This is a genomic window from Bradyrhizobium sp. MI1.7 (genome assembly GCF_055811795.1).
The window spans coordinates 257,692-277,626 of record NZ_JBVVPO010000003.1; the positions used below are offsets into that span (position 1 = coordinate 257,692).

Below are 19,935 nucleotides of genomic sequence, written 5' to 3' on the forward strand. Positions count from 1 at the left end.
CCGCTCAATCCTCAGCCTGCAGGTCCGCTTCCGATGGCGTCGCGTCGCGGTTGCGGGGAGCCGCCGCCTGCGGCGCAAGGCTCGCGCTGAAATCCGCCTCGCCGGCCGCCGCCGGCGACCACGGACGGTCTGTCCCCCTCGTCTTCGCCGCCTGAACCGCAAAGCCGTCGCCGCTTCGCGTCAGTGCCAGCGCGCCCTGCCTTGCGAGACGCTGACGGTCGACAACCATGGCCGCGCAATCCGGCGGCGCCGGCCGCGCCGTCACCACCAGCGCGGCCCGGCTGCAATCGTCAGCCAATGAATCGATGCGCAAGGCCAGCGCGACCAGGCGCCCGTCGGCGAGCGGCGTCACGCAGCCGGCTTCGTCGCACGACACGCCGGCGGCCAGTGAGGCACTGCCGGCATCGCGCGGATCGGCGTCGGCGGCGAGCCATTCCTTCAGAAGAAAACTGTCCTTGCTCGACCTGATCAGATGCAGGTGCCCATCCCTGCCCCGCATCGCGACGCTCTGGCCGTCACCGGCGATCAGGACATCGGGCTGCCGCGCGCACAGTCCCCAGAGGATCGCGGCCAACAACACCACCGCGCCGGCCCAGCGCAACGGCGTGCGCAACAAGCCCATCACGATGATTCCCAAGCTTGCCGCGATCAGCGGTGCTATGCCAAAAGCCGAGATGCGGCCGACCGCGCCCGGCAAAGCGGCCACCCAGCGCGACACCGCAACCATCCAGTCGATGCCGATCCCCATCAGCCACCAGAACGGACCATCGAGTCCGAACGGCGCTGCAATCAAGCCCAACAGGCCCGCGGGCATCACCAGGGCCGAGACCACCGGCATCGCCCCGAGGTTGGCAAGCACGCCGAACGGCGTCACGCGGTGAAAATGGAAGGCGGCATAGGGCGTGGTCGCGAGCCCCGCGATCAGCGAGGCCAGGAATAGCATCGCGATCTCGCGCCCGCCCCACATTGCAATCCGCGCGGTCGCGGAATGATCGGGCGACGCAAACAGGTTCGGCATGCCGATCTGCACCAGTGCCACCAGTCCGAGCGTCGCGGCGAAGGACATTTGAAAACTCGGATGCACCAGCGCCTCCGGCGCGACCGCGAGCACGATCAGCGCGGCCACAGCCAGCGTGCGGAAGGTGATGGCACGGCGATCGACCATGACCGCGATCAACACCACCGCCGTCATGAAGAACGAGCGTTGTGTGGCGACCTCCGCACCCGACAGCAGCAGATAGAACGCGGCTGCGACCAGCGCGGCGGCCGCCGACCATTTCTTGATGGCAAAGCCGGCCGCCATTCCAGGAATCAACGCCAGCAGCGCGCGCACCGCGAAGAAGACCACGCCGGCGACGACCGCCATGTGATAGCCGGAAATCGAGAGCACATGTCCGAGCCCCGAGATGAACATGGCGTCGTTGACGGGCGTGGTAATCGCGTCGCGCCGGCCCGTGAGCAGCGCGGTCGCAATCGCCCGGTTGTCGCCCTCGAGCGTGGCGCGGATGCGCGCGTCGATCGCATCGCGCAGACCCTGCATGAAGGCGGCATAACGCAGCCGCAAGCCGCCGGCATCCGGCGGCACCGATGCCGCAATCGTGCCCATCACGAAGCCGGAGGCGCCGATGCCCTGGAAGAACATGTCGCGCGAAAAGTCATAGCTGCCGGGGCGCACCGGCGACAACGGCGGCAACAGCCGCGCCTTCAACTGCACGAAGCTGCCGACCTCGGGCGCAGTCCCCTTGCGCACGGAGAGGCGCACGCGCTCGAGCTTGACGTCGCTGCGCTGCGCCTCCATCGCGGTGACGCGCAGCACGAAGCGGTCGGTGCGCTCGCGGATGTCGCGGGTCTCGACGAAGCCCGACAGCGAGACGGAATAAAGCGGCTTTGCCAGCACCGTGTGCGCGATCCGCGCCGTCTTCCAGGTCGCCGTGGCAAAGCCGGCCGCGACCGCCGCGATCATGATCGCCGGCGCAAACAACCGGCTCCGCCGCAACAGCACGGCGCCAAGCATGAGCGCGATGGCCGTCGCGGCAACGACCCACAGCACCGGTTCATGATCGGCGGCAAAGTAGAGAGCGATGCCGCCGCCGAACGCGACCGGCACCCATGGCAACAACCGCCCGGCGCCGGCCTCGGCGCGCGCCCATTCGCTCAGGGTCCCGGCCAGCGACGTCCAGAGGTCGAACCCAGCCGGCGCGAGGCCGCCCGCGGATGCAGCTCGGCCGACGGGCCAAGTCCCCGCAATCCAAGTCCCCGCGATCCCCTGGGACCGAACTGGCCGGCCCGGCTCCGCCATTCCCTGCACCTTACGATACGCGACAGGCCAGGAGGCTACCGGAACGTGCGGCTGCGCGAATAGCGGTACGGATCAGGAACGGAGCGAACGGCCCCCTACTTTTCCTCTTCCATCGTCACGGCGACGTCCGCCTTGGCCGAGAGCCGAACCTTGTTGCCCTCGACACCGGCAACGAGGCCCTTGTCGATGAAGTGATGGTGGCCCTTGTGGCTGCCCTCGCCGCTGTCCTTCTTGGTCAGCTTGATGCGATGGCCCTCGACCTTGTCGACCGTGCCGATGTGGACGCCATCGGCGCCGATGACTTCCATATGCTCTGCGATGTTCTGCATGGTGGGTTCCTTGTTGGACCCACCCCAACGCGCGGGAGCAGAGTTCGTTGCTATCGCCATTCCGGGGCGCGCCACTTGGCGCGAGCCCGGAATGACGAAAGAGAAAGAGGCGGAGTAGCGCGACTGCTAGATCAACGGCGCGCGCGACGAGGCGTGGTGATTGACGATCTTCCAGTCGCCGTCCTCGCAGAGGATGACCCAGCTCATCTTGACCGAGAACTCCTCCCTCTCGCCGGCGAGGTCAAACGACACGATCGCGGCCATGTTGATCAGGTCCGGGCTGGTTTGCGTGGCGCGCACCTCGGAAAACACGGCGCTCGGCTGGCGCCAGCGCGGCAGGCCGTTGAAGTAGTCGGCGACGCCGTCCCTGCCCCGATAGAGTCTTGGATTCGAGCCGAAGAAGAACGCGTTCTTCGCATAGAGCGACGACAGCGCGGTCGCATCTAGCGTCGCGAAGCCGGCGCACCATTTCGCGATGATGGCGGAAACGATGGCGTCGGCTTCACTGCTCATAGGCCCAATCCCCTCAGCCCTTGGCGACTTCCTTCGCGAACGTGTCGCGCAGGCCGATGGTGCGCGAAAACACCGGCTTGCCCGGCGTCGAGTCCTTGTCGCGCACGAAATAGCCCTGACGCTCGAACTGCATCGGCTCGGTCGAATTGCTTCCCGCAACCGATGCCTCGATCCGCGCGTTGGAGAGGATCTCCAGCGACTGCGGATTGAGATCGGCCGCGAAGTTCGAGGCGTCCGGGCTCGGGTTGGCGAACAACTGGTTGTAGATGCGGATCTCCGCCGGCACCGAATTCGCCGCCGGCAGCCAGTGCATGGTCGCCTTGACCTTGCGGCCGTCGGGCGCGTTGCCGCCCTTGGTCGCGGGATCGTAGGTGCAGCGCAGCTCCACCACTTCGCCCGCGTCGTTCTTGATCACGCCGGTGCACTTGACGAAATAGGCGTAGCGCAGCCGCACCTCGTTGCCGGGCGACAGGCGGAAGAACTTCTTGGGCGGGTTCTCCATGAAGTCGTCCTGCTCGATATAGAGCTCGCGGCCGAACGTGATCTTGCGCGTGCCGGCCGAGGGATCGTCGGGATGGTTGATCGCCTCGAGCTCTTCGGTCTGCCCTTCCGGATAGTTCTCGATGACCACCTTGAGCGGCCGCAGCACGCCCATGCGCCGCTGCGACGTGCGGTTCAGCTCCTCGCGGATGCAGAACTCCAGCATACCGACGTCGACGACGCTGTTGGCCTTGGCAACGCCGATGCGCTTGACGAATTCGCGCAAGGCCGCCGGCGGCACGCCGCGGCGGCGCATCCCCGCTACAGTCGGCATGCGCGGATCGTCCCATCCGGCGACATGGCCGTCGCGGACGAGCTGGGTCAGCACGCGCTTGGACAGCAGCGTGTAGGTCAGGTTGAGCCGCGCCATTTCGTACTGGTGCGGCTTGGACGGCACCGGCAGCTTTTCGATGAACCAGTCGTAGAGCGGCCGATGGTCCTCGAACTCCAGCGTGCAGATCGAGTGCGTGATGCCCTCGATCGCGTCCGACTGGCCGTGCGCATAATCGTAGCTCGGATAAATCGACCACTTTGTGCCGGTGCGCGGATGATGCGCATGCAGGATGCGGTACAGCACGGGGTCGCGCAGGTTGATGTTGCCCGCGGACATGTCGATCTTGGCCCGCAGCACGCGCGCGCCGTTCGGGAATTCACCGGCCTTCATGCGGCGGAACAGGTCGAGATTCTCGTCCACGCTGCGGTCGCGGAACGGCGAGTTCTTGCCGGGCTCGGTCAGCGTGCCGCGCGCCAGGCGAATCTCCTCCTGGGTCTGGTCGTCGACATAGGCGAGCCCGTCGCGGATCAGCTTCTCCGCCCATTCGTACAGACGGTCGAAATAATCCGAGGCGAAGAACAGGTTCTTGCCCCAATCGAAGCCGAGCCAGTGCACGTCGGCCTGGATGGAATCGATGTATTCCTGCTCTTCCTTGACCGGGTTGGTGTCGTCGAAGCGCAGGTGGCAGCGGCCCGGAAACTCCTGGGCGATGCCAAAATTGAGTGCGATCGACTTGGCGTGGCCGATATGCAGGTAGCCGTTCGGCTCCGGCGGGAACCGGGTCACGATCTCCTGGTATTTGCCCTGATCGAGGTCGGCCTGGATGATGTCACGAATGAAATCGCGCCCAACCTCAGTCGCCACCGGTTCTGTCATTACGAAAATCCTGTAGGGAAATCAGCGGCCCTTCTGCCAAATTCGCTTGGCTGAGCCAAGAGCTTAGCGGTCCGCTGCCGGGCTTTAGTTATGCTCCGGTCCTGTTATATACCACTGCCTCCAATGCATAGGCCCTGCCAAGAATGACCGATTCCGTCGTCACCCGCTTTGCTCCCTCGCCGACCGGCTTCCTCCATATCGGAGGCGCCCGCACGGCGCTGTTCAACTGGCTCTATGCGAAGAAGCACGGCGGCAAGATGCTGCTCCGGATCGAGGACACCGACCGGGAGCGCTCCACCGAGGCTGCGATCGGCGCCATCCTCGACGGCCTCAAATGGCTGGAGCTCGGCTGGGATGGCGACGTCATCTACCAGTTCAGCCGCGCCGCGCGTCACCGCGAGGTCGCCGAGCAGCTGCTCGCCGACGGCAAGGCCTATCGCTGCTACGCGACCGCCGAGGAGCTCACCGCCATGCGCGAGAAGGCGCGCAGCGAGGGCCGCACCCGCCTCTATGACGGCCTATGGCGCGACCGTGATCCGGCGACCGCTCCGTCCGACGTCAAGCCCACCATCCGCCTGCGCGCACCGCAGACCGGCGAGACCGTGATCGAGGACCAGGTCCAGGGCCGCGTGGTCTGGCAGAACGAGAACCTCGACGACCTCGTCCTGCTGCGCGGCGATGGCAATCCGACCTACATGCTCGCTGTGGTGGTCGACGACCACGACATGGGCGTCACCCATGTCATCCGCGGCGACGACCATCTGATCAACGCCGCCCGCCAGAAGCAGATCTACGACGCCATGGGCTGGACGCTGCCGAGCATGTCCCACATCCCCCTGATCCACGGCCCGGACGGCTCAAAACTGTCGAAGCGCCACGGCGCGCTGGGCGTCGATGCCTACCGCGCCATGGGGTACCTCCCGGCCGCGCTCCGCAATTACCTCGTCCGTCTCGGCTGGAGCCATGGCGACCAGGAGATCTTTTCGACCGAGGAGATGATCGCCGCGTTCGACCTCGCCAGCGTCGGCCGCGCCGCCGCCCGCTTCGATTTCGCCAAGCTCGAAAACCTCAACGGCCACTACATCCGCCACGCCGACGATCAATCACTCGTGAAGATGTTCGAGGACGTGCTCGACCACGTCGTGCCCAGCCGCAACGAGCTTAAGGCCAAGTTAAACGACACGACGCGGGCGCAGCTTCTCAAGGCCATGCCGGCCCTGAAGGAGCGCGCCAAGACGCTGATCGAGCTGATCGACAGCGCCTATTTCATCTTCGCCGACCGGCCGCTGGAGCTCGATGCCAAGGCGGCAGCGCTGCTGACGCCCGAGAACCGCAAGCTGATCGGCCAGCTTCATTCCGCGCTGGAGAAAGTCGAGACGTGGAGTGCGGCGAATGCGGAGGCCGCGCTGCGCGCTTTTGCCGAGGAAAATAGTCTCAAGCTCGGCGCCGTCGCCCAGCCGCTGCGGGCGGCGCTGACGGGACGGTCGACATCGCCTGGTATATTTGAGGTTTTGGACGTGCTGGGACGCCAGGAAAGCCTGGGCCGGCTTAAGGACCAGGCCAAGGACCAGGCTACGACGTAAGTCGACCATGCGTGCGGCGATCTTGCAGCGCACACAGCAATAATATACCCATCTCACCCGTACCTTCTGGAATATCCGGCCTGCCCCACCAAGTCATTGGGGCCTTCCGGGTCCGGCCCGTTTCACCACACATCGGGGACCTCTGATGGACGCAAAAGCAAGCAATAAGACCGCCACGCTGACGGTCGGAAACAAGAACTACGATCTCCCGATCCACAGCGGCAGCGTCGGGCCTGATGTCGTCGATATCGGCAAGCTCTACGCCCAGTCCGGGCTGTTCACCTACGATCCCGGCTTCACCTCGACCGCAAGCTGCGAGTCCAAGATCACCTATATCGACGGTGACGCCGGCGTGCTGGAATACCGCGGCTATCCGATCGAGCAGCTCGCCGAGAACGGCGACTTCCTCGAGACCTGCTATCTCCTGCTCTACGGGAACCTGCCGACAGCCGCGCAGAAGAAGGATTTCGACGACCGCGTGATCCATCACACGATGGTGCACGAGCAGATGGCCCGCTTCTTCCAGGGCTTCCGCCGCGACGCCCATCCGATGGCGGTGATGGTGGCCTCCGTCGGCGCGCTCGCCGCGTTCTACCACGACTCCACCGACATCAACGATCCGAAGCAGCGCATGATCGCGTCGATGCGCATGATCGCCAAGATCCCGACGCTGGCGGCGATGGCCTACAAATACACGATCGGCCAGCCCTTCGTGTATCCGAAGAACTCGCTGAAGTTCGCCGAGAACTTCCTGCACATGTGCTTCGCCGTGCCGTGCGAGGAGTACAAGATCAACCCGGTGCTGGCTGACGCGCTGGACAAGATCTTCATCCTGCACGCCGACCACGAGCAGAACGCCTCGACCTCGACGGTGCGCATCGCCGGCTCCTCCGGCGCCAACCCGTTCGCCTGCATCGCCGCCGGCATCGCCTGCCTCTGGGGCCCGGCGCATGGCGGCGCCAACGAAGCCGCGCTCGCGATGCTCGCCGAGATCGGCTCGGTCGACAAGATTCCGGAATTCATCGCCAAGGTGAAGGACAAGAACAGCGAAGTCCGCCTGATGGGCTTCGGCCACCGCGTCTACAAGAACTACGATCCGCGCGCCAAGATCATGCAGAAGATGTGTCATGCCGTTCTCAAGGAGACCGGCCATGGCGACGATCCGATGCTGAAGGTGGCGCTCGAGCTCGAGAAGATCGCGCTCAGCGACCAGTACTTCATCGACCGCAAGCTCTACCCGAACGTCGACTTCTATTCGGGCATCACGCTGAAGGCGATGGGCTTCCCGGTCTCGATGTTCACCGTGCTGTTCGCGGTCGCCCGCACCGTCGGCTGGATCAGCCAGTGGAGCGAGATGATCGAGGACCCGCAGCAGAAGATCGGCCGTCCGCGCCAGCTCTACACGGGCGTCACCCGCCGTGACTACGTCGCGATCAAGGATCGGAAGTAAGATCGGCCTGAGGGCTTTTGGAAACGGCGCCATCCTGTGATGGCGCCGTTTTTGTTTGCGGGCGACATTTGTAGGATGGGCAAAGCGCGGCGTGCCCACCACCTCTCCGCGACCGAGCCAGAAACGGTGGGCACGCTGCGCTTTGCCCACCCTACGATATGGAGAACCCGATGCTGACCGGAAGCTGCCTCTGCGGAGGCGTTGCCTACGAGGTCGACGCGACCCCGGGCACCATCATGCACTGCCATTGCCAGACCTGCCGCAAGACGCATGGATCGGCCTTCTCCACCGTCACCAACGTGCCGCGCGACCGCTTCCGCTGGACCAAGGGCGAAGACTTGCTGCGCGGCTTCGAATCCTCGCCCGGCAAAACCCGCTATTTCTGCTCGCAATGCGGATCACACATCGTCGCCTCGCGCGAGGGCAAGAACACGGTCCTGCTGCGGATGGGCTGCCTCGATACACCGATCACAGAACGGCCCGAGATGCACATCTGGCGATCAGATTCCGCCAACTGGTACGACCCGAAGGCCGAATTACCGGAGTGGGCCGAAGGCACCGCACCAAAAGCCTGATCGGTTCTTCGCCTCATCTTGCTGCCACGCACAACAACAAGTCGGCTCATCGCGTCCGCAATCGCTTGACAGTCGAAACGCTCCGCGCGCAAATTCTTACACTAAGTAAGAATGACGACAGGGATGGAAATGCCGGAGCAGCCGAGAAGTCGGCGGCAGACGCGCGCTGCCATTTTGACTCACTTGCTCCAGTCCGGCGGCTCGTTCCGGCCGCCGCTGGCCAAGGCCGTGCGCCTGTCCGAGGCGAGCCTGTCGCGCATCCTGTTTGATCTGAAAGCCGAAGGCCTGATCGAGGAAGTGCGGCGCCCTGCCCCCTATGTCGGCGGTCCGACAGGCCTCGTGTCGCTCGATGGCTCCGTGGCGCTCGCAGCCCTTGAGCTGACCGGCCAGTGGCTCAGCGTGGGCGTTGGCGGCATGTCGGGCGAAATGCACTACACCGAGCGTGTTCCGTTGCTGAAGAAGCCGACCGTCGAGACCGTCGGCCGGGTGTTCCGCGAAGCCCTCACCTTGCTGCGCGACTGGACGCGCCGCCGCCGCATCAGTCTCGCGCAGATCGGCATCACCATTCCCGGCCTCGGCCGCCTGAGCGCCGCGGGCAATCCGATCATTCCGTGCGACGTCGAACGCATCGGCGACATGCTCGGCGGAATGTTCGCCGGCGTGCCGGTCGAGTTCACCAACTCGGTGGTCGCACACGCCACGTTTCACCGCTGCCGCACGCAGGACTATCCCTTCAGCAGCGCACATCTCTTCGTCTTCGTCGGCCAGGGCGTTGCCGGCGCCTGGATGGACGATCCGCTGGAGGCCGATGCCCCGCAGCCGGTCGAGCTCGGCCATATGGTTTTCAATGCCGACGGGCCGCGCTGCCGCTGCGGTCATCATGGCTGCGTCGAGGCCTATACGTCGCTTCCGGCCCTCGCCGAGCTCCTCGGCGTAACTGAAGCCGAATTGCTCCAGCTCGGCGGCGAATGGGTGAGCACGATCCCGCGCTCGTCGCGAATGCGCCAGGAGTTGCGCCAGCGCCTGTTCCGGCTGGGCCTTTCGATCGGCAACACGCTGAACGTGAAGCCGTGCAACGGCGTCGCGATCAGCGGCTGGCCGTCGCTTCTCTCGGAAGAGGATCGCAAAGCGGTGGTCGATGGGATCGACGCCTGCCTTCTCGGCGGGCGGAAACTGGCGCAGGTGTCGCTCGCCTTCGTGCCGCCCTCGAACGGTAACGATCCGCAAGCAGCTCTCGCCTTCGCCGCCTTTTGTCTCGCCAGCCGCGGCGGGATGCCCGCGGCTTCGACGGAGGCCGCCTGACATGCCCTGAGCCGCGTGGCTCAACGCGCCAAGAAAGTTCACACCGGGAGGAACTGCCATGCCGATCACGACAACAAGGCGCCGTCTACTCGCTGGATCTGCGGCCGCACTCGCATTACCGGCATTCGCCCGCGCGCAAGGCGCGGCCAAGCCGCGCCTCACCGCGATCTCGCAATGGTCCGCAGGCAGCGATGGCGCGGCGATCACCGCACTCGGCAAGAAATTCGAGGAGAAAGGCGGCGTCTGGCAGCACTCGCCCGTCCCCGGCTTCACCACCGAGATGATGAACAAGCTGCGCGCCCAGATCATCGCCGGCGATCCGCCGGCCTGTTCGCAGCTGAAGGGCCCCGAGATTGCGGCCTGGTCGAAGATCGCCCCGACCGTCGATCTCGACGCCCTCGTCGCGGCCGCCGGCTATGAAAAGGTTGTCGCTCCGGACCTCGCAAAATTGCACAAGCCGGGCGGCAAGTGGATTGCGCTGCCGTTGCAGATCTACAGCACCAACATGCTGTTTCTCTCCAAGCGCGCGATGGACAAGGCCAAGGCCGACAAGGTCCCGGTCACCTGGGCCGACTTCAACGATCTCGCCGACAAGATGAAGGCGGGCGGCATCACCTACCCCATCGCCAACGGCGGCACCCGCCCCGATGACGGGCAGAAATTCGAGGCCTCTTTGGCCGGCATCAGTCCCACGGCATACCGTGCGGCCATCATGAATCTCGACAAGAAGGCCCTGGAGGGCCCCGAGATCAAGGCTGCCTTCGTCCAGGTCCGCAAGATCGCCAACTGGATGGACCCCAACGTCGGTGCCCAACCCTACGCCACCAATTTGAAGCGCTTCGTCGACGGCGACATGGGCATGATGATCATGGGCGGGTGGGCGCAGGGCGTGTTGCGTAACGCCGGTTTCAAGTTCGACGACTTCATGATCACGCCGGGCCCGAGCGACAATGGCAAACCGGTCTTCCTGTTGAATGCCGACGCCTTCATCTTCTGGCAGCGCAAGGAGCCGGATCTCCAGGCCGGTCAGACGTTGATGGCCCAGCTCGTCATGGATCCGGCGATCCAGACCATGTACTCGCAGATCACGGGATCGATCCCGGTGCGCACCGATGTCGACCTCTCCGGTGAGGGCTGGTCGGACGGTCAACGGCGGACCGCAGCCGCGCTCAAGGACGCTGTCGCCAACAATCAGGCCGTCCTGAGTCTTGCGCACAATATGGCACAGGAAAACGGCCTGACGGCCGCGATGATCGACGTGCTCACCGAGTATGTGAAGAACAAGACGATCACGCCGGAGCAGGCGGTCACCCGCCTCGCCGAGGCCGTCGAGGGTTCGCGTTGACCGACACCGTCTCCACAGCAACGCGGCCGGCGACGTCTGATCTCGTGCGCCGGCTGCCCGAATATCTGATGATCTGGGTGCCACTGCTGTTGTCGGCTGCGCATCTCATTTCGTTTTCGCTGTGGACGATCTGGATTTCGTTCACGCCCTCGACGCTTGTTCCGGTCTCCGGCTGGGTGGGTTTGCGCAACTACAACGCGGTCCTGGCATCGCGGAACTGGCAGATCGCCTTCGACAATCTGCTGCTGTTTGGCAGTGCTTTCGTGCTGCTGAGTTTGATCACCGGCCTTATGCTGGCGATCCTGCTCGATCAGCGCATTCGCGGCGAGAATGTGCTGCGATCCATCTTCCTGTATCCGCTTGCGGTGTCGTTCGTCGTCACCGGCACGGTCTGGAGCTGGCTACTCAATCCCGGCATCGGGATCCAGAAGCTCGTCCATGATCTCGGCTGGACCACCTTCCGGTTCGACTGGCTGATCGACCGCGACATGGCGATCTGGACGATCGTGATTGCTGCGATCTGGCAATCCTCGGGCTTCGCCATGGCGCTCTTCCTCGCCGGCCTTCGCTCCGTCGATTCCGACATCATCAAGGCCGCCCAGATCGACGGCGCCGGACCGGTCCGAACCTATTGGCGGGTCATTCTGCCGACGCTCTGGCCGATCACCATCACCGTCGTCGTCGTCCAGTTGCAGTTCGCGATCTCGGCCTTCGACCTCGTCCGTGCGCTCACCAATGGCGGGCCGGGAATCGCGACCCAGCTGCCGGCCCTTGTCGTCTACGACCTCATGTTCCAGCGCAGCCAGCTCGGCCGGGGCGCCGCGGCGGCGGTGCTCATGCTGCTCATCCTGCTCGCGGTGCTGCTGCCCTATGCGGCGTGGCGTTATGTCCAGCGAAGGCAGGCCACCCATGCGTGACCGCAGCTTCGCACCGAGCCGAATTCTGATCTATCTCGTCGTGACATTGTTCGCTGCAGCCTATCTCGCGCCACTCGTTGTTGTCGTCCTGAACTCTCTCCGCACCAACGAGGAGATCGCGCAGGGTTCGATGATCGGCTGGCCGCAACATTTGGCCTGGAGCAACTACGCCAAGGCCTGGAGCGGCTTCTGCGTCGCTGAGACCTGCGCCGGCATCCGGCCGTACATGCTGAACTCCGCGCTCGTCACCATCCCGGCGACGATTTTCTCGACCCTGCTCGGCGCTGTCGCCGGTTACGCCGTGTCGCTCTGGCGCTTTCGCGGCGATAGCTGGATCTACGGTATCGTGACCCTCGGCCTCTTCCTTCCCCAGCAGATGCGCCTGCTTCCCTGGACCATCGTGCTGCGGGACACCGGTCTCATCAACACGCTGACGGGCCTCGTGCTGATTCACACGATCCAGGGGCTCTCCTTCACCACGCTGTTCTGCCGAAACTACTATGTCGCCATTCCACACGAGTTGATCAGAGCCGCACGCATCGATGGCGCCGGGTTCTTTCGCATTTTCTGGCGCATCATCCTGCCGCTCTCGGCTCCTATTCTGATCGTCACCGTGATCTGGCAATTCACGCATATCTGGAACGAGTTCCTCTATGGCGTGACATTCACCACCGGCCAGCAGCAGCCCGTCACGGCCGCGCTCATCGCGCTCTCTGCCGCAATTGCGGACATTCCGCAGCATGGCGTGCAGAGCGCCGCGGTGATCATCGCAGCGCTGCCCACTTTGCTGATCTATCTCCTCGGCGGACGGTACTTCGTGCGCGGCCTGACCGCCGGCGCAGTGAAATGATGGGGTCGTCATGGCAGCACTGAGCATTCGCACCCTGTCCAAGCGCTACGCCAATCTGGAGGTGCTGAAGGGCATCAACCTCGACATCGAGAGCGGCGAGTTCACCGTGCTGGTCGGGCCATCCGGCTGTGGCAAGTCCACCCTGCTCAACATCGTCGCCGGGCTCGATCGTCCGAGTGACGGAACGATCGAGATCGGCGGACGCGTCGTCAACGACGTCCCGCCCAAGGATCGCGACATCGCCATGGTGTTCCAGTCCTACGCGCTCTATCCGTCGATGACGGTGCGCCAGAACATCACCTTCGGCATGGAATGCCGTCACGTTCCGAAGGCGGAGCAGGAGAAGGCGCTGGCGAGTGTGGCTCGCCTCCTCCAGATCGAGCCCCTGCTCGGTCGCAAGCCGTCGCAATTGTCCGGCGGGCAACGCCAGCGCGTGGCGATGGGCCGGGCGCTGGTGCGCGATCCCCTGCTCTTCCTGTTCGACGAGCCGCTCTCCAACCTCGATGCGAAGTTGCGCGTCGAGATGCGGATGGAGATCAAGCGGCTGCACCAGCGCATCGGCGCCACCATCGTCTATGTCACCCACGATCAGATCGAGGCGATGACGATGGCAACGCGCATCGCCGTGATGCATCGGGGCGTGGTGCAGCAGTTCGCCGATCCGGACACGGTGTACCGCTATCCGGCCAATCTGTTCGTCGCCCGCTTCATGGGTTCGCCGCCGATGAACACCATGCCGGGGCGGCTCGAGGCCGATAGCGGCGGACCTGTGGCCGTAATCGGCGCGGGGCGACCCGACGAAGTTCGTCTGCGCCTGCATGGACACGACGCGGCAACATCTTATCTCGGCCGCGAGGTGGTCGTCGGGATCAGGCCAGAATGCATCGCCGAGGCCAGCCGCGTCTTTTCCGGCGAGGCGCCCGTCCTCGTCAACGCGCCGGTCGAGATGATCGAGCCGACCGGCGCCGAGACAATCGTGCTGCTGCGTCTCGGCGGCGAGACTGCGCTGGCGCGCATCACGCCGGATATCCGTCCCGCGCCCGGCGCGACCGCCACCTTCGCGCTCGACACGCGGCGCATTTGCCTGTTTGACCCCGAGACGGAGCGGCTGATCGCATGACCCGGACCATCTTTCCCAGCCTTGCCGGCCGCGTGGTGTTGATCACAGGTGGCGCCAGCGGCATCGGTGCCGCCTTCGTGCGCGCCTTCGCGACCCAGGGCGCCCGCGTCGCCTTCCTCGACATCGATGCGAGTGCCGGCGAAGCGCTGGTGCGGGACGTCGCGACCTCATCCGGCTCCGCGCCCCTGTTTGTGCCCTGCGACCTCCTCGACATCGACGCCTTGCGCGCTGCCGTGGCGCGGGTGCACGGATCGCTCGGCGATGCCGCAGTCCTCGTCAACAATGCCGCCAACGACCAGCGTCAGGTCCTGGCCGAGGTGACGCCGGCCGAATTCGACTGGACGATCGGCGTCAATCTCAAGCACGTCTTCTTTGCGGCCCAGGCGGTGGTGCCGCAGATGCAGGCGCGCGGCGGCGGCTCGATCATCAACATGTCGTCGGTGGCGTGGATCCGCGGCGCGCCGGCGCTGCCGGTCTATGCCGCGGCGAAGGCGGCGATCGTCGGCTTCACCAACTCGCTGGCCAGGTCAGTCGGCTCCGACCGCATTCGCGTCAACGCGATCGCGCCCGGCATGGTGATCACCGAGCGCCAGCGCCGGCTCTGGTTTCCGGACGAGCAGAAGATCTCCGAGCTGCGCACCCGCCAGGCCGTTCCCGATGCGGTGACGCCGGAAGACATCGCCAGCATGGTGCTGTTTCTCGCATCCGACGAGAGCCAGCGTATCACCAGCCAGTGTTTTCGGGTCGACGGCGGCCTCGCCTAGGACTGTAGGGTGGGCAAAGCGCAGCGTGCCCACCATTTCTTTCTCGGTTACGGAGAGGTTGTGTGCACGCTTTCGCTTTGCCCACCCTACGAAGCCGTCTATTGCCGCCTGCCCTTGCGCATCGTCGCGAGCACGATGTCGGCGGCGAGCACGCTCGGCGACTTGTTGCCGGTAGACATGATAGTGTCGAGCCTGGCGAAGGCTTCGACCTGTCGTTTGCGCAGCGGCGTGTCCGTGAGCAGCTCCGACAGTGCCGGCGCCAGCTTCTCCGGTACGCAGTCCTCCTGCAAGAACTCCGGAACGACATCCTCGCCGATCACGAGATTGGCGAGGATCACCGAGGAGACGCGGATCGCGCGGCGCAGGATGAAGGCTTCGATCGCGCCGACGCGATAGGCCGTCACCATCGGAATGCCGGACAGCGCGAGCTCCAGCGTCACGGTGCCGGATTTGGCCAGCGCCGCGCGCGCGGTTCGGAACGCGGCGCGCCTCTCGGTCTCGCCGACCACGATTTGCGGCTTGACCGGCCAGCTCGCGATGCCTTCGCGGATGGTGGCTTCGAGATGCGGCATGGTCGGGAGCTTCAGTTCGAAGGCGCGGCCTTCGGCCTGGAGCCGTCCGAGCGTCGCGCCAAACACGTCGAGATGGTGCCGGATCTCGCTGCGGCGGCTGCCGGGCAGCACCAGCAGAACCGGCGGCTCGACATCACGGCGCCGCTGCTCCTCCGCGTTCGGGCGCAGCGACGGCAATTGCTCGATCAGGGGATGGCCGACATAGCTGCATGGCGGCCCGCCGAGCTTGTGGTATTCCTCCGGCTCGAACGGCAGCAGGCCGAGCACGTGATCGACATAGCGGCGCATGGTGCGCGCCCGCCCGGGTCGCCAGGCCCAGAGCTGCGGCGCCACGTAGTCGACAATCGGGATCTCCGGCGTCTTCGCGCGCACGCGGCGGGCGACGCGATGGGTGAAATCGGGACTGTCGATGATGACGAGCGCGTCGGGTGCGGCCGTAGTCACGGCATCCGCGGTCTGGCGGATCAGCCGCAAAATCTTCGGCAACTGCTGGACGACCCCGGCGAAGCCGACGATCGACAGCTCCTCGATCGGAAACAGCGTCTCGAGCCCCTCACGCGCCATGGTCCGGCCGCCGACGCCCACAAACTGCACGCCGTCGCCGAGCCGCTGGCGCAACACTTTCATCAAGGCGCTGCCGAGCCGGTCGCCGGATTCCTCCGTCGCGATCAGGAAGATCTTCCGCTTGGGATCGCGGCTCTGCATCATGCCGTCAGGCCGATGACGAAGAGATATTTGGCGTCGGCGAGCGAGATCATCGCCTGCGGCTCGGCGGCGATGGTGTTGCCGGCGACGACGGCAATGCCGGCCAGTCCAGCTCGAGCGACGCCCTCCAGGGTACGCGGACCGATCGTCGGCAGGTCGAAGCGCAAATCTTGCCCGCTCTTCGGTACCTTCACCAGCACCCCGCGTCCTGTCGCAGCGCGGATGCGCCCCTCCTCGCGCAGGCGTGCCACGCGCGCGAGCAGCGCGTCGGTGCCCTCGATATCCTCGATCGCCACTACATGGCCGTCGATCACGACCGCGGCTTGGCCGATGTCGAACGGGCCGAGCGCGGTCAGCACCGCGCGGCCGCGCTCGATGTCGGCCTTGCTGTTGTCGTTCGGCCAGGCGCGGCTGATGCAGCCCTCGGGCATCAGCAGATCCGGCGCAACATCCTTGATGCCGACCATGCGAAAGCCGCCTTGCTCGAGAATGCGCCCGACGCCGGACAACAGATGATCGTCGCCGCCGCGGAAGGCGCGGATGACGTTGCCGAGCAGGCGCAGTGTCGTGACGTCGAACCTTATTTCGGACAGCGCAGGCCGCACCAATGTGCCGATGAAGATCAGATCGCGGCAGCCCTCCTCGCGGAACAGCCGCATGGCACGGCCGAGCTGGCCGACCGAGATCCAGCGATGGCGGAACTGCTCCACCCGCGTCGGATCGCAGGCGCCACGCAGCGGGAACAGCACCGGCGTGATGCCGCGCGCGGCAAGCGAATCGGCGACCGCGAACGGCATGGCGCCGCCGCCGGCGACGACGCCGACCGGCGAAGAAATCTCCGAAGCCGCCGATGTCATGCCCGCGGCCATCCCGAAATCACTTCTCGATGGCGGGAAGACAGATCGGGCGATGCTTGCGCTTGCCGATGAAGTCGAGGATCTCGGCAATCGCGGGGTCTTCGCTGGCGAGCGGCTGGGCCGCCGCGAGCCGCTCGGCGAACGTGCCGGGGCCGTGGAAGAGTTTTTGGTAGAACGATTGCACAGTCGCGCGCCGCTGCTTGGTGAACTGCCGCCGCTTCATCCCGATGAGATTGAGGCCTTCCAGCGCCGCATACTGGCCGTTGGCGAGGCCGAACGGAATGATGTCGTCGCGCACGCCCGAGAGGCCGCCGACCATCACCTGCGGGCCGATGCGCGTGAGCTGATGCACCGCCGACAGGCCGCCGATATAGACGAAATCGCCTATCTCGCAGTGGCCGCCGAGCGTCGCCGAGGTCGCGAAGATCACGTTGTTGCCGACCATGCAGTCATGGCCGACATGGCTGTTGTTCATGAAGTAGCCGCCGTTGCCGACGCGCGTCAGCCCGCCGCCCTTGATGGTGCCGACATTCATCGTCGCGCCTTCGCGGATGGTGCAGCCGGAACCGACCTCCAGCCTGGTCGGCTCACCCTTGTAGCTGAGGTCCTGGGGCGCGCCGCCCAGCACCGCGAAGGGCGAGATCACGCAGCCATCGCCGATCGAGGTGTGGCCGATGACCGTGACTTGTCCGATCAGCTTGCAGTTCGCGCCGATCACGGCATTCGGACCGATGATGCAGAAGGGTCCGATCTCGGTACCCTCGCCGATCACGGCGCCGTCCGCGACCCGTGCGGTGGGATCAATCTTACTCATCAAGCAATCTGACTCATCAAGAAGGTCTGATTATGTGTTGAAGTCGCTCAGTTTTCCGGTGGTTAGCGCGACTATGCCCGATCTGTCCAGTGACGTATCATCTCGGCCTGTTTCAGGCACCGGATGAGCCGGCCGTCCTAAAGCACGATGAGATTGGGATGAATCGTCATCGCGCTTCAGGCTATCGTTCGAGCATGATCCTTTCGGAAAACCGCTGCACGCTTTTCCGGATCATGCTCTAGCTCGTCAACGCCTTCATGTGGAGCTTGAAGTCATCGTGGTCAGGGCCCTGGCAGTTCTGCTCGCACAGCTCGCGGCCGCCCCGATCGTCTCCGAGACGGTCGAGACCGGCGAACGCCGCTTCGTCGATCTCGGGACGTTCGAGTGCCGCGACATCACCCGCAGCACGGTGCTTCAGCGGGTCTGCTACGACCGCGCGCGGCGGGACCTCATCGTCGCGATCGACGGCCAATATGACCGCTATTGCGGGGTTGCGGCCGAGACGGTCGACAGCCTGCTCGGCGCGCCGTCCATGGGCCAGTTCTTCAACCGGAATATCGGACGCGAGACGGCCGGCGGCCGTTACGGCTGCGGCGCATAATCCATTTCCGCTGGCCTGAGCTGCTCAGTCCGTCAGCATGGCGCCGACGTCGGCTTCAGCAACGATCTGGCCGTTGACCTTGGCGTCGCCGTGAAACCACCACATCGCCTTGCGGCGGCCGATCGAGCGCATGTGATATTCGATGGTGTCGCCGGGCAGCACCGGCTTGCGGAACTTGCACTTGTCGATGGTGAGGAAATACACCGCGCGCGGCTTCTCGGTGCCCTCGACCGAGGTGATGCCGATCACGCCCGCGGTCTGCGCCATCGCTTCGATCATCATCACGCCGGGATAGACCGGGCGTTCCGGGAAATGCCCCTGGAAGGCCGGCTCGTTGAAGGTGACGTTCTTGATGCCAATGCCGCTGTAATCGGCGCGGATATTGATCACCCGGTCGATCAACAGCATCGGAAAACGGTGCGGCAGCGTCCGGAGGATCGCGTTGATATCCACCAGCTCGAATTTGATCGGTGATTCCTCCGTCATTCCCGTCCCTCGTTCTTCGGATCGGCCCTGCTGTCGCGTACCAGGCGCTCCACCGCGATAATTTCCTTGAACCACTGCTTGGTCGGCTTGGCGAAAAAGCCGCCCCAGCGCCCGTTCGGCGGGATGTCGTCCTTGACGCCGCTCATCGCGGTGACCTGAGCCCCATCGCCGATCTTGAGGTGGTTGTTGATGCCAACCTTCGCTCCCAGCGCCACGTTGTCGCCGATCGTCAGGCTGCCTGCGAGCCCGATCTGGGCCGCCAGCAGGCAGTTCCGACCGATGGTCACATTGTGGCCGATCTGGACCTGGTTGTCGATTTTGGTGCCCTCCCCGATCACGGTGTCGCGCAGGGAGCCGCGATCGATGGTGGTGCCGGCGCCGACTTCCACATTGTTCTGGATCAGCACGCGGCCGGTCTGGGGCACCTTGAGATGGCCCTCGGGGCCGAAGAAGATGAAGCCATAGCCGTCCTGGCCGATCGAGCAGCCGGGATGGATCAGCACGTTGTTGCCGATCAGCGCGCACTGGATGGCCGTGCGGGCGCCAACATTGCAGTCCCGGCCGATCTTGACGCCGGGACCGATGACTACGCCGGCGCCGATTACGGTGCCGCTGCCGATCTCGACGTCAGGGCCGATGACGGTCAGGGGATCGACGATGACGTCGTCCTCCAGCCGGGCCGAGGGATCGATGATGGCCGACGGGGCGATGCCGTCATTACCGACCCAGGACTGCGGGCGCAGCGCATCGCCGTGCCATTCCCGGGCGAGCCCGACAAAGGCGCGGAACGGCTGCGCCACCCGCAGCACGGCCACATGCGCGGGCACCTGGGCCTCGAAGCGCGGACTCACCAGGCAAGCCCCGGCCTTGGTCGCCTTGAGCTCGTCGGCATATTTGAGGTTGTCGAAGAACGCCAGATGCATCGGGCCGGCTTCGTCGAGCGAAGCAAGACCGGTAATGACGTGACCGCCCCTGGCAGGGTCGACGAGCTGCGCCTTGGTCAGCGCGGCAATGTCAGCCAGCGGTGAGGCCGGCGGCTTTCTGAAGAAGGTCGGCTGCGCCATTCCACCCCATCGCGGTCCGGCTTCGGCATGAAGCGGTCAGGCCGCATCATGCCTTATCTCACGGATTGAGCACGATCTTTTTGGAAACCGGCCCCAACA

General features: G+C 65.1%; 19 protein-coding genes. 10 read left to right on the forward strand and 9 right to left on the reverse strand.

What is annotated here, in order from left to right:
* Positions 1-4: 4 nt before the first annotated feature.
* The 4 genes from AC0L3X_RS05730 to AC0L3X_RS05745 all read right to left on the reverse strand — a co-directional run bounded on the left by AC0L3X_RS05730 (position 5) and on the right by AC0L3X_RS05745 (position 4,831).
* Entirely contained in the window at positions 5-2,299 is a 2,295-nt protein-coding gene (locus AC0L3X_RS05730) for a ComEC/Rec2 family competence protein (RefSeq protein WP_283016651.1), read from the reverse strand.
* Between the two features lie 95 nt (positions 2,300-2,394).
* Entirely contained in the window at positions 2,395-2,628 is a 234-nt protein-coding gene (locus tag AC0L3X_RS05735; protein WP_028149639.1) for a DUF2171 domain-containing protein, read from the reverse strand.
* Between the two features lie 126 nt (positions 2,629-2,754).
* Positions 2,755-3,141 carry a YybH family protein gene (locus AC0L3X_RS05740; RefSeq protein WP_283016652.1) on the reverse strand — a complete coding sequence of 129 codons (387 nt, stop codon included), beginning with the start codon at positions 3,139-3,141 and terminating at the stop codon, positions 2,755-2,757.
* A gap of 13 nt (positions 3,142-3,154) precedes the next feature.
* Entirely contained in the window at positions 3,155-4,831 is a 1,677-nt protein-coding gene (locus AC0L3X_RS05745; protein WP_166096937.1) for a glutamine--tRNA ligase/YqeY domain fusion protein, read from the reverse strand.
* 143 nt (positions 4,832-4,974) lie between these two features.
* On the opposite strand from AC0L3X_RS05745, the gene gltX reads away from it, so the two are divergent.
* From gltX to AC0L3X_RS05790, 9 genes are all read left to right on the forward strand, one after another.
* Positions 4,975-6,414, forward strand: coding sequence for a glutamate--tRNA ligase (gene gltX / locus AC0L3X_RS05750; RefSeq protein WP_283016653.1), 1,440 nt, complete (start codon positions 4,975-4,977; stop codon positions 6,412-6,414).
* A 145-nt stretch (positions 6,415-6,559) separates the two neighbouring features.
* Entirely contained in the window at positions 6,560-7,864 is a 1,305-nt protein-coding gene (gene gltA / locus AC0L3X_RS05755; RefSeq protein ID WP_071913479.1) for a citrate synthase, read from the forward strand.
* A 170-nt stretch (positions 7,865-8,034) separates the two neighbouring features.
* On the forward strand, positions 8,035-8,439 hold the full coding sequence (locus tag AC0L3X_RS05760) for a GFA family protein (RefSeq protein ID WP_166096939.1): 405 nt from the start codon (positions 8,035-8,037) through the stop codon (positions 8,437-8,439).
* 123 nt (positions 8,440-8,562) lie between these two features.
* Complete coding sequence (locus AC0L3X_RS05765) at positions 8,563-9,741, forward strand: ROK family transcriptional regulator (protein ID WP_175618087.1); 1,179 nt, start codon at positions 8,563-8,565, stop codon at positions 9,739-9,741.
* A gap of 58 nt (positions 9,742-9,799) precedes the next feature.
* Positions 9,800-11,086, forward strand: a complete 1,287-nt coding sequence (locus AC0L3X_RS05770) for an ABC transporter substrate-binding protein (protein WP_014494953.1) — start codon at positions 9,800-9,802, stop codon at positions 11,084-11,086.
* Positions 11,083-12,003, forward strand: a complete 921-nt coding sequence (locus tag AC0L3X_RS05775) for a carbohydrate ABC transporter permease (protein WP_283016654.1) — start codon at positions 11,083-11,085, stop codon at positions 12,001-12,003. The genes AC0L3X_RS05770 and AC0L3X_RS05775 overlap by 4 nt, the downstream gene beginning before the upstream one ends.
* On the forward strand, positions 11,996-12,853 hold the full coding sequence (locus AC0L3X_RS05780; protein WP_014494951.1) for a carbohydrate ABC transporter permease: 858 nt from the start codon (positions 11,996-11,998) through the stop codon (positions 12,851-12,853). The genes AC0L3X_RS05775 and AC0L3X_RS05780 overlap by 8 nt, the downstream gene beginning before the upstream one ends.
* A 10-nt stretch (positions 12,854-12,863) precedes the next feature.
* Positions 12,864-13,973: an ABC transporter ATP-binding protein gene (locus AC0L3X_RS05785; protein WP_283016655.1), complete on the forward strand. Its 1,110-nt coding sequence runs from the start codon at positions 12,864-12,866 to the stop codon at positions 13,971-13,973.
* Positions 13,970-14,737 (forward strand): SDR family NAD(P)-dependent oxidoreductase, encoded by a 768-nt coding sequence (locus tag AC0L3X_RS05790; protein ID WP_166096944.1) that lies wholly within the window; start codon positions 13,970-13,972, stop codon positions 14,735-14,737. Before AC0L3X_RS05785 ends, AC0L3X_RS05790 begins: the two co-directional genes overlap by 4 nt.
* A 98-nt stretch (positions 14,738-14,835) precedes the next feature.
* Here the strand turns inward: AC0L3X_RS05790 and lpxB are convergent, their stop codons facing one another.
* The 3 genes from lpxB to lpxA are packed head-to-tail and all read right to left on the reverse strand — an operon-like array spanning position 14,836 to position 17,685.
* A complete protein-coding gene (gene lpxB, locus AC0L3X_RS05795; RefSeq protein WP_166096945.1) occupies positions 14,836-16,017 on the reverse strand; it encodes a lipid-A-disaccharide synthase in 1,182 nt (393 codons plus the stop codon).
* Positions 16,014-16,871, reverse strand: a complete 858-nt coding sequence (locus AC0L3X_RS05800; RefSeq protein WP_049807903.1) for an LpxI family protein — start codon at positions 16,869-16,871, stop codon at positions 16,014-16,016. Before AC0L3X_RS05800 ends, lpxB begins: the two co-directional genes overlap by 4 nt.
* A gap of 19 nt (positions 16,872-16,890) precedes the next feature.
* Positions 16,891-17,685: an acyl-ACP--UDP-N-acetylglucosamine O-acyltransferase gene (gene lpxA, locus AC0L3X_RS05805; protein ID WP_283016656.1), complete on the reverse strand. Its 795-nt coding sequence runs from the start codon at positions 17,683-17,685 to the stop codon at positions 16,891-16,893.
* 277 nt (positions 17,686-17,962) lie between these two features.
* Between lpxA and AC0L3X_RS05810 the strand changes: the two genes are divergently transcribed.
* Positions 17,963-18,286: a KTSC domain-containing protein gene (locus AC0L3X_RS05810; RefSeq protein ID WP_166096947.1), complete on the forward strand. Its 324-nt coding sequence runs from the start codon at positions 17,963-17,965 to the stop codon at positions 18,284-18,286.
* 24 nt (positions 18,287-18,310) lie between these two features.
* Here the strand turns inward: AC0L3X_RS05810 and fabZ are convergent, their stop codons facing one another.
* The gene (gene fabZ / locus AC0L3X_RS05815; protein WP_028151691.1) at positions 18,311-18,772 is read right to left on the reverse strand and encodes a 3-hydroxyacyl-ACP dehydratase FabZ; all 462 of its coding nucleotides are present in this window, start codon (positions 18,770-18,772) and stop codon (positions 18,311-18,313) included.
* Positions 18,769-19,836: a UDP-3-O-(3-hydroxymyristoyl)glucosamine N-acyltransferase gene (lpxD, locus tag AC0L3X_RS05820; protein ID WP_283016657.1), complete on the reverse strand. Its 1,068-nt coding sequence runs from the start codon at positions 19,834-19,836 to the stop codon at positions 18,769-18,771. The genes fabZ and lpxD overlap by 4 nt, the downstream gene beginning before the upstream one ends.
* Between the last annotated feature and the right edge of the window lie 99 nt (positions 19,837-19,935).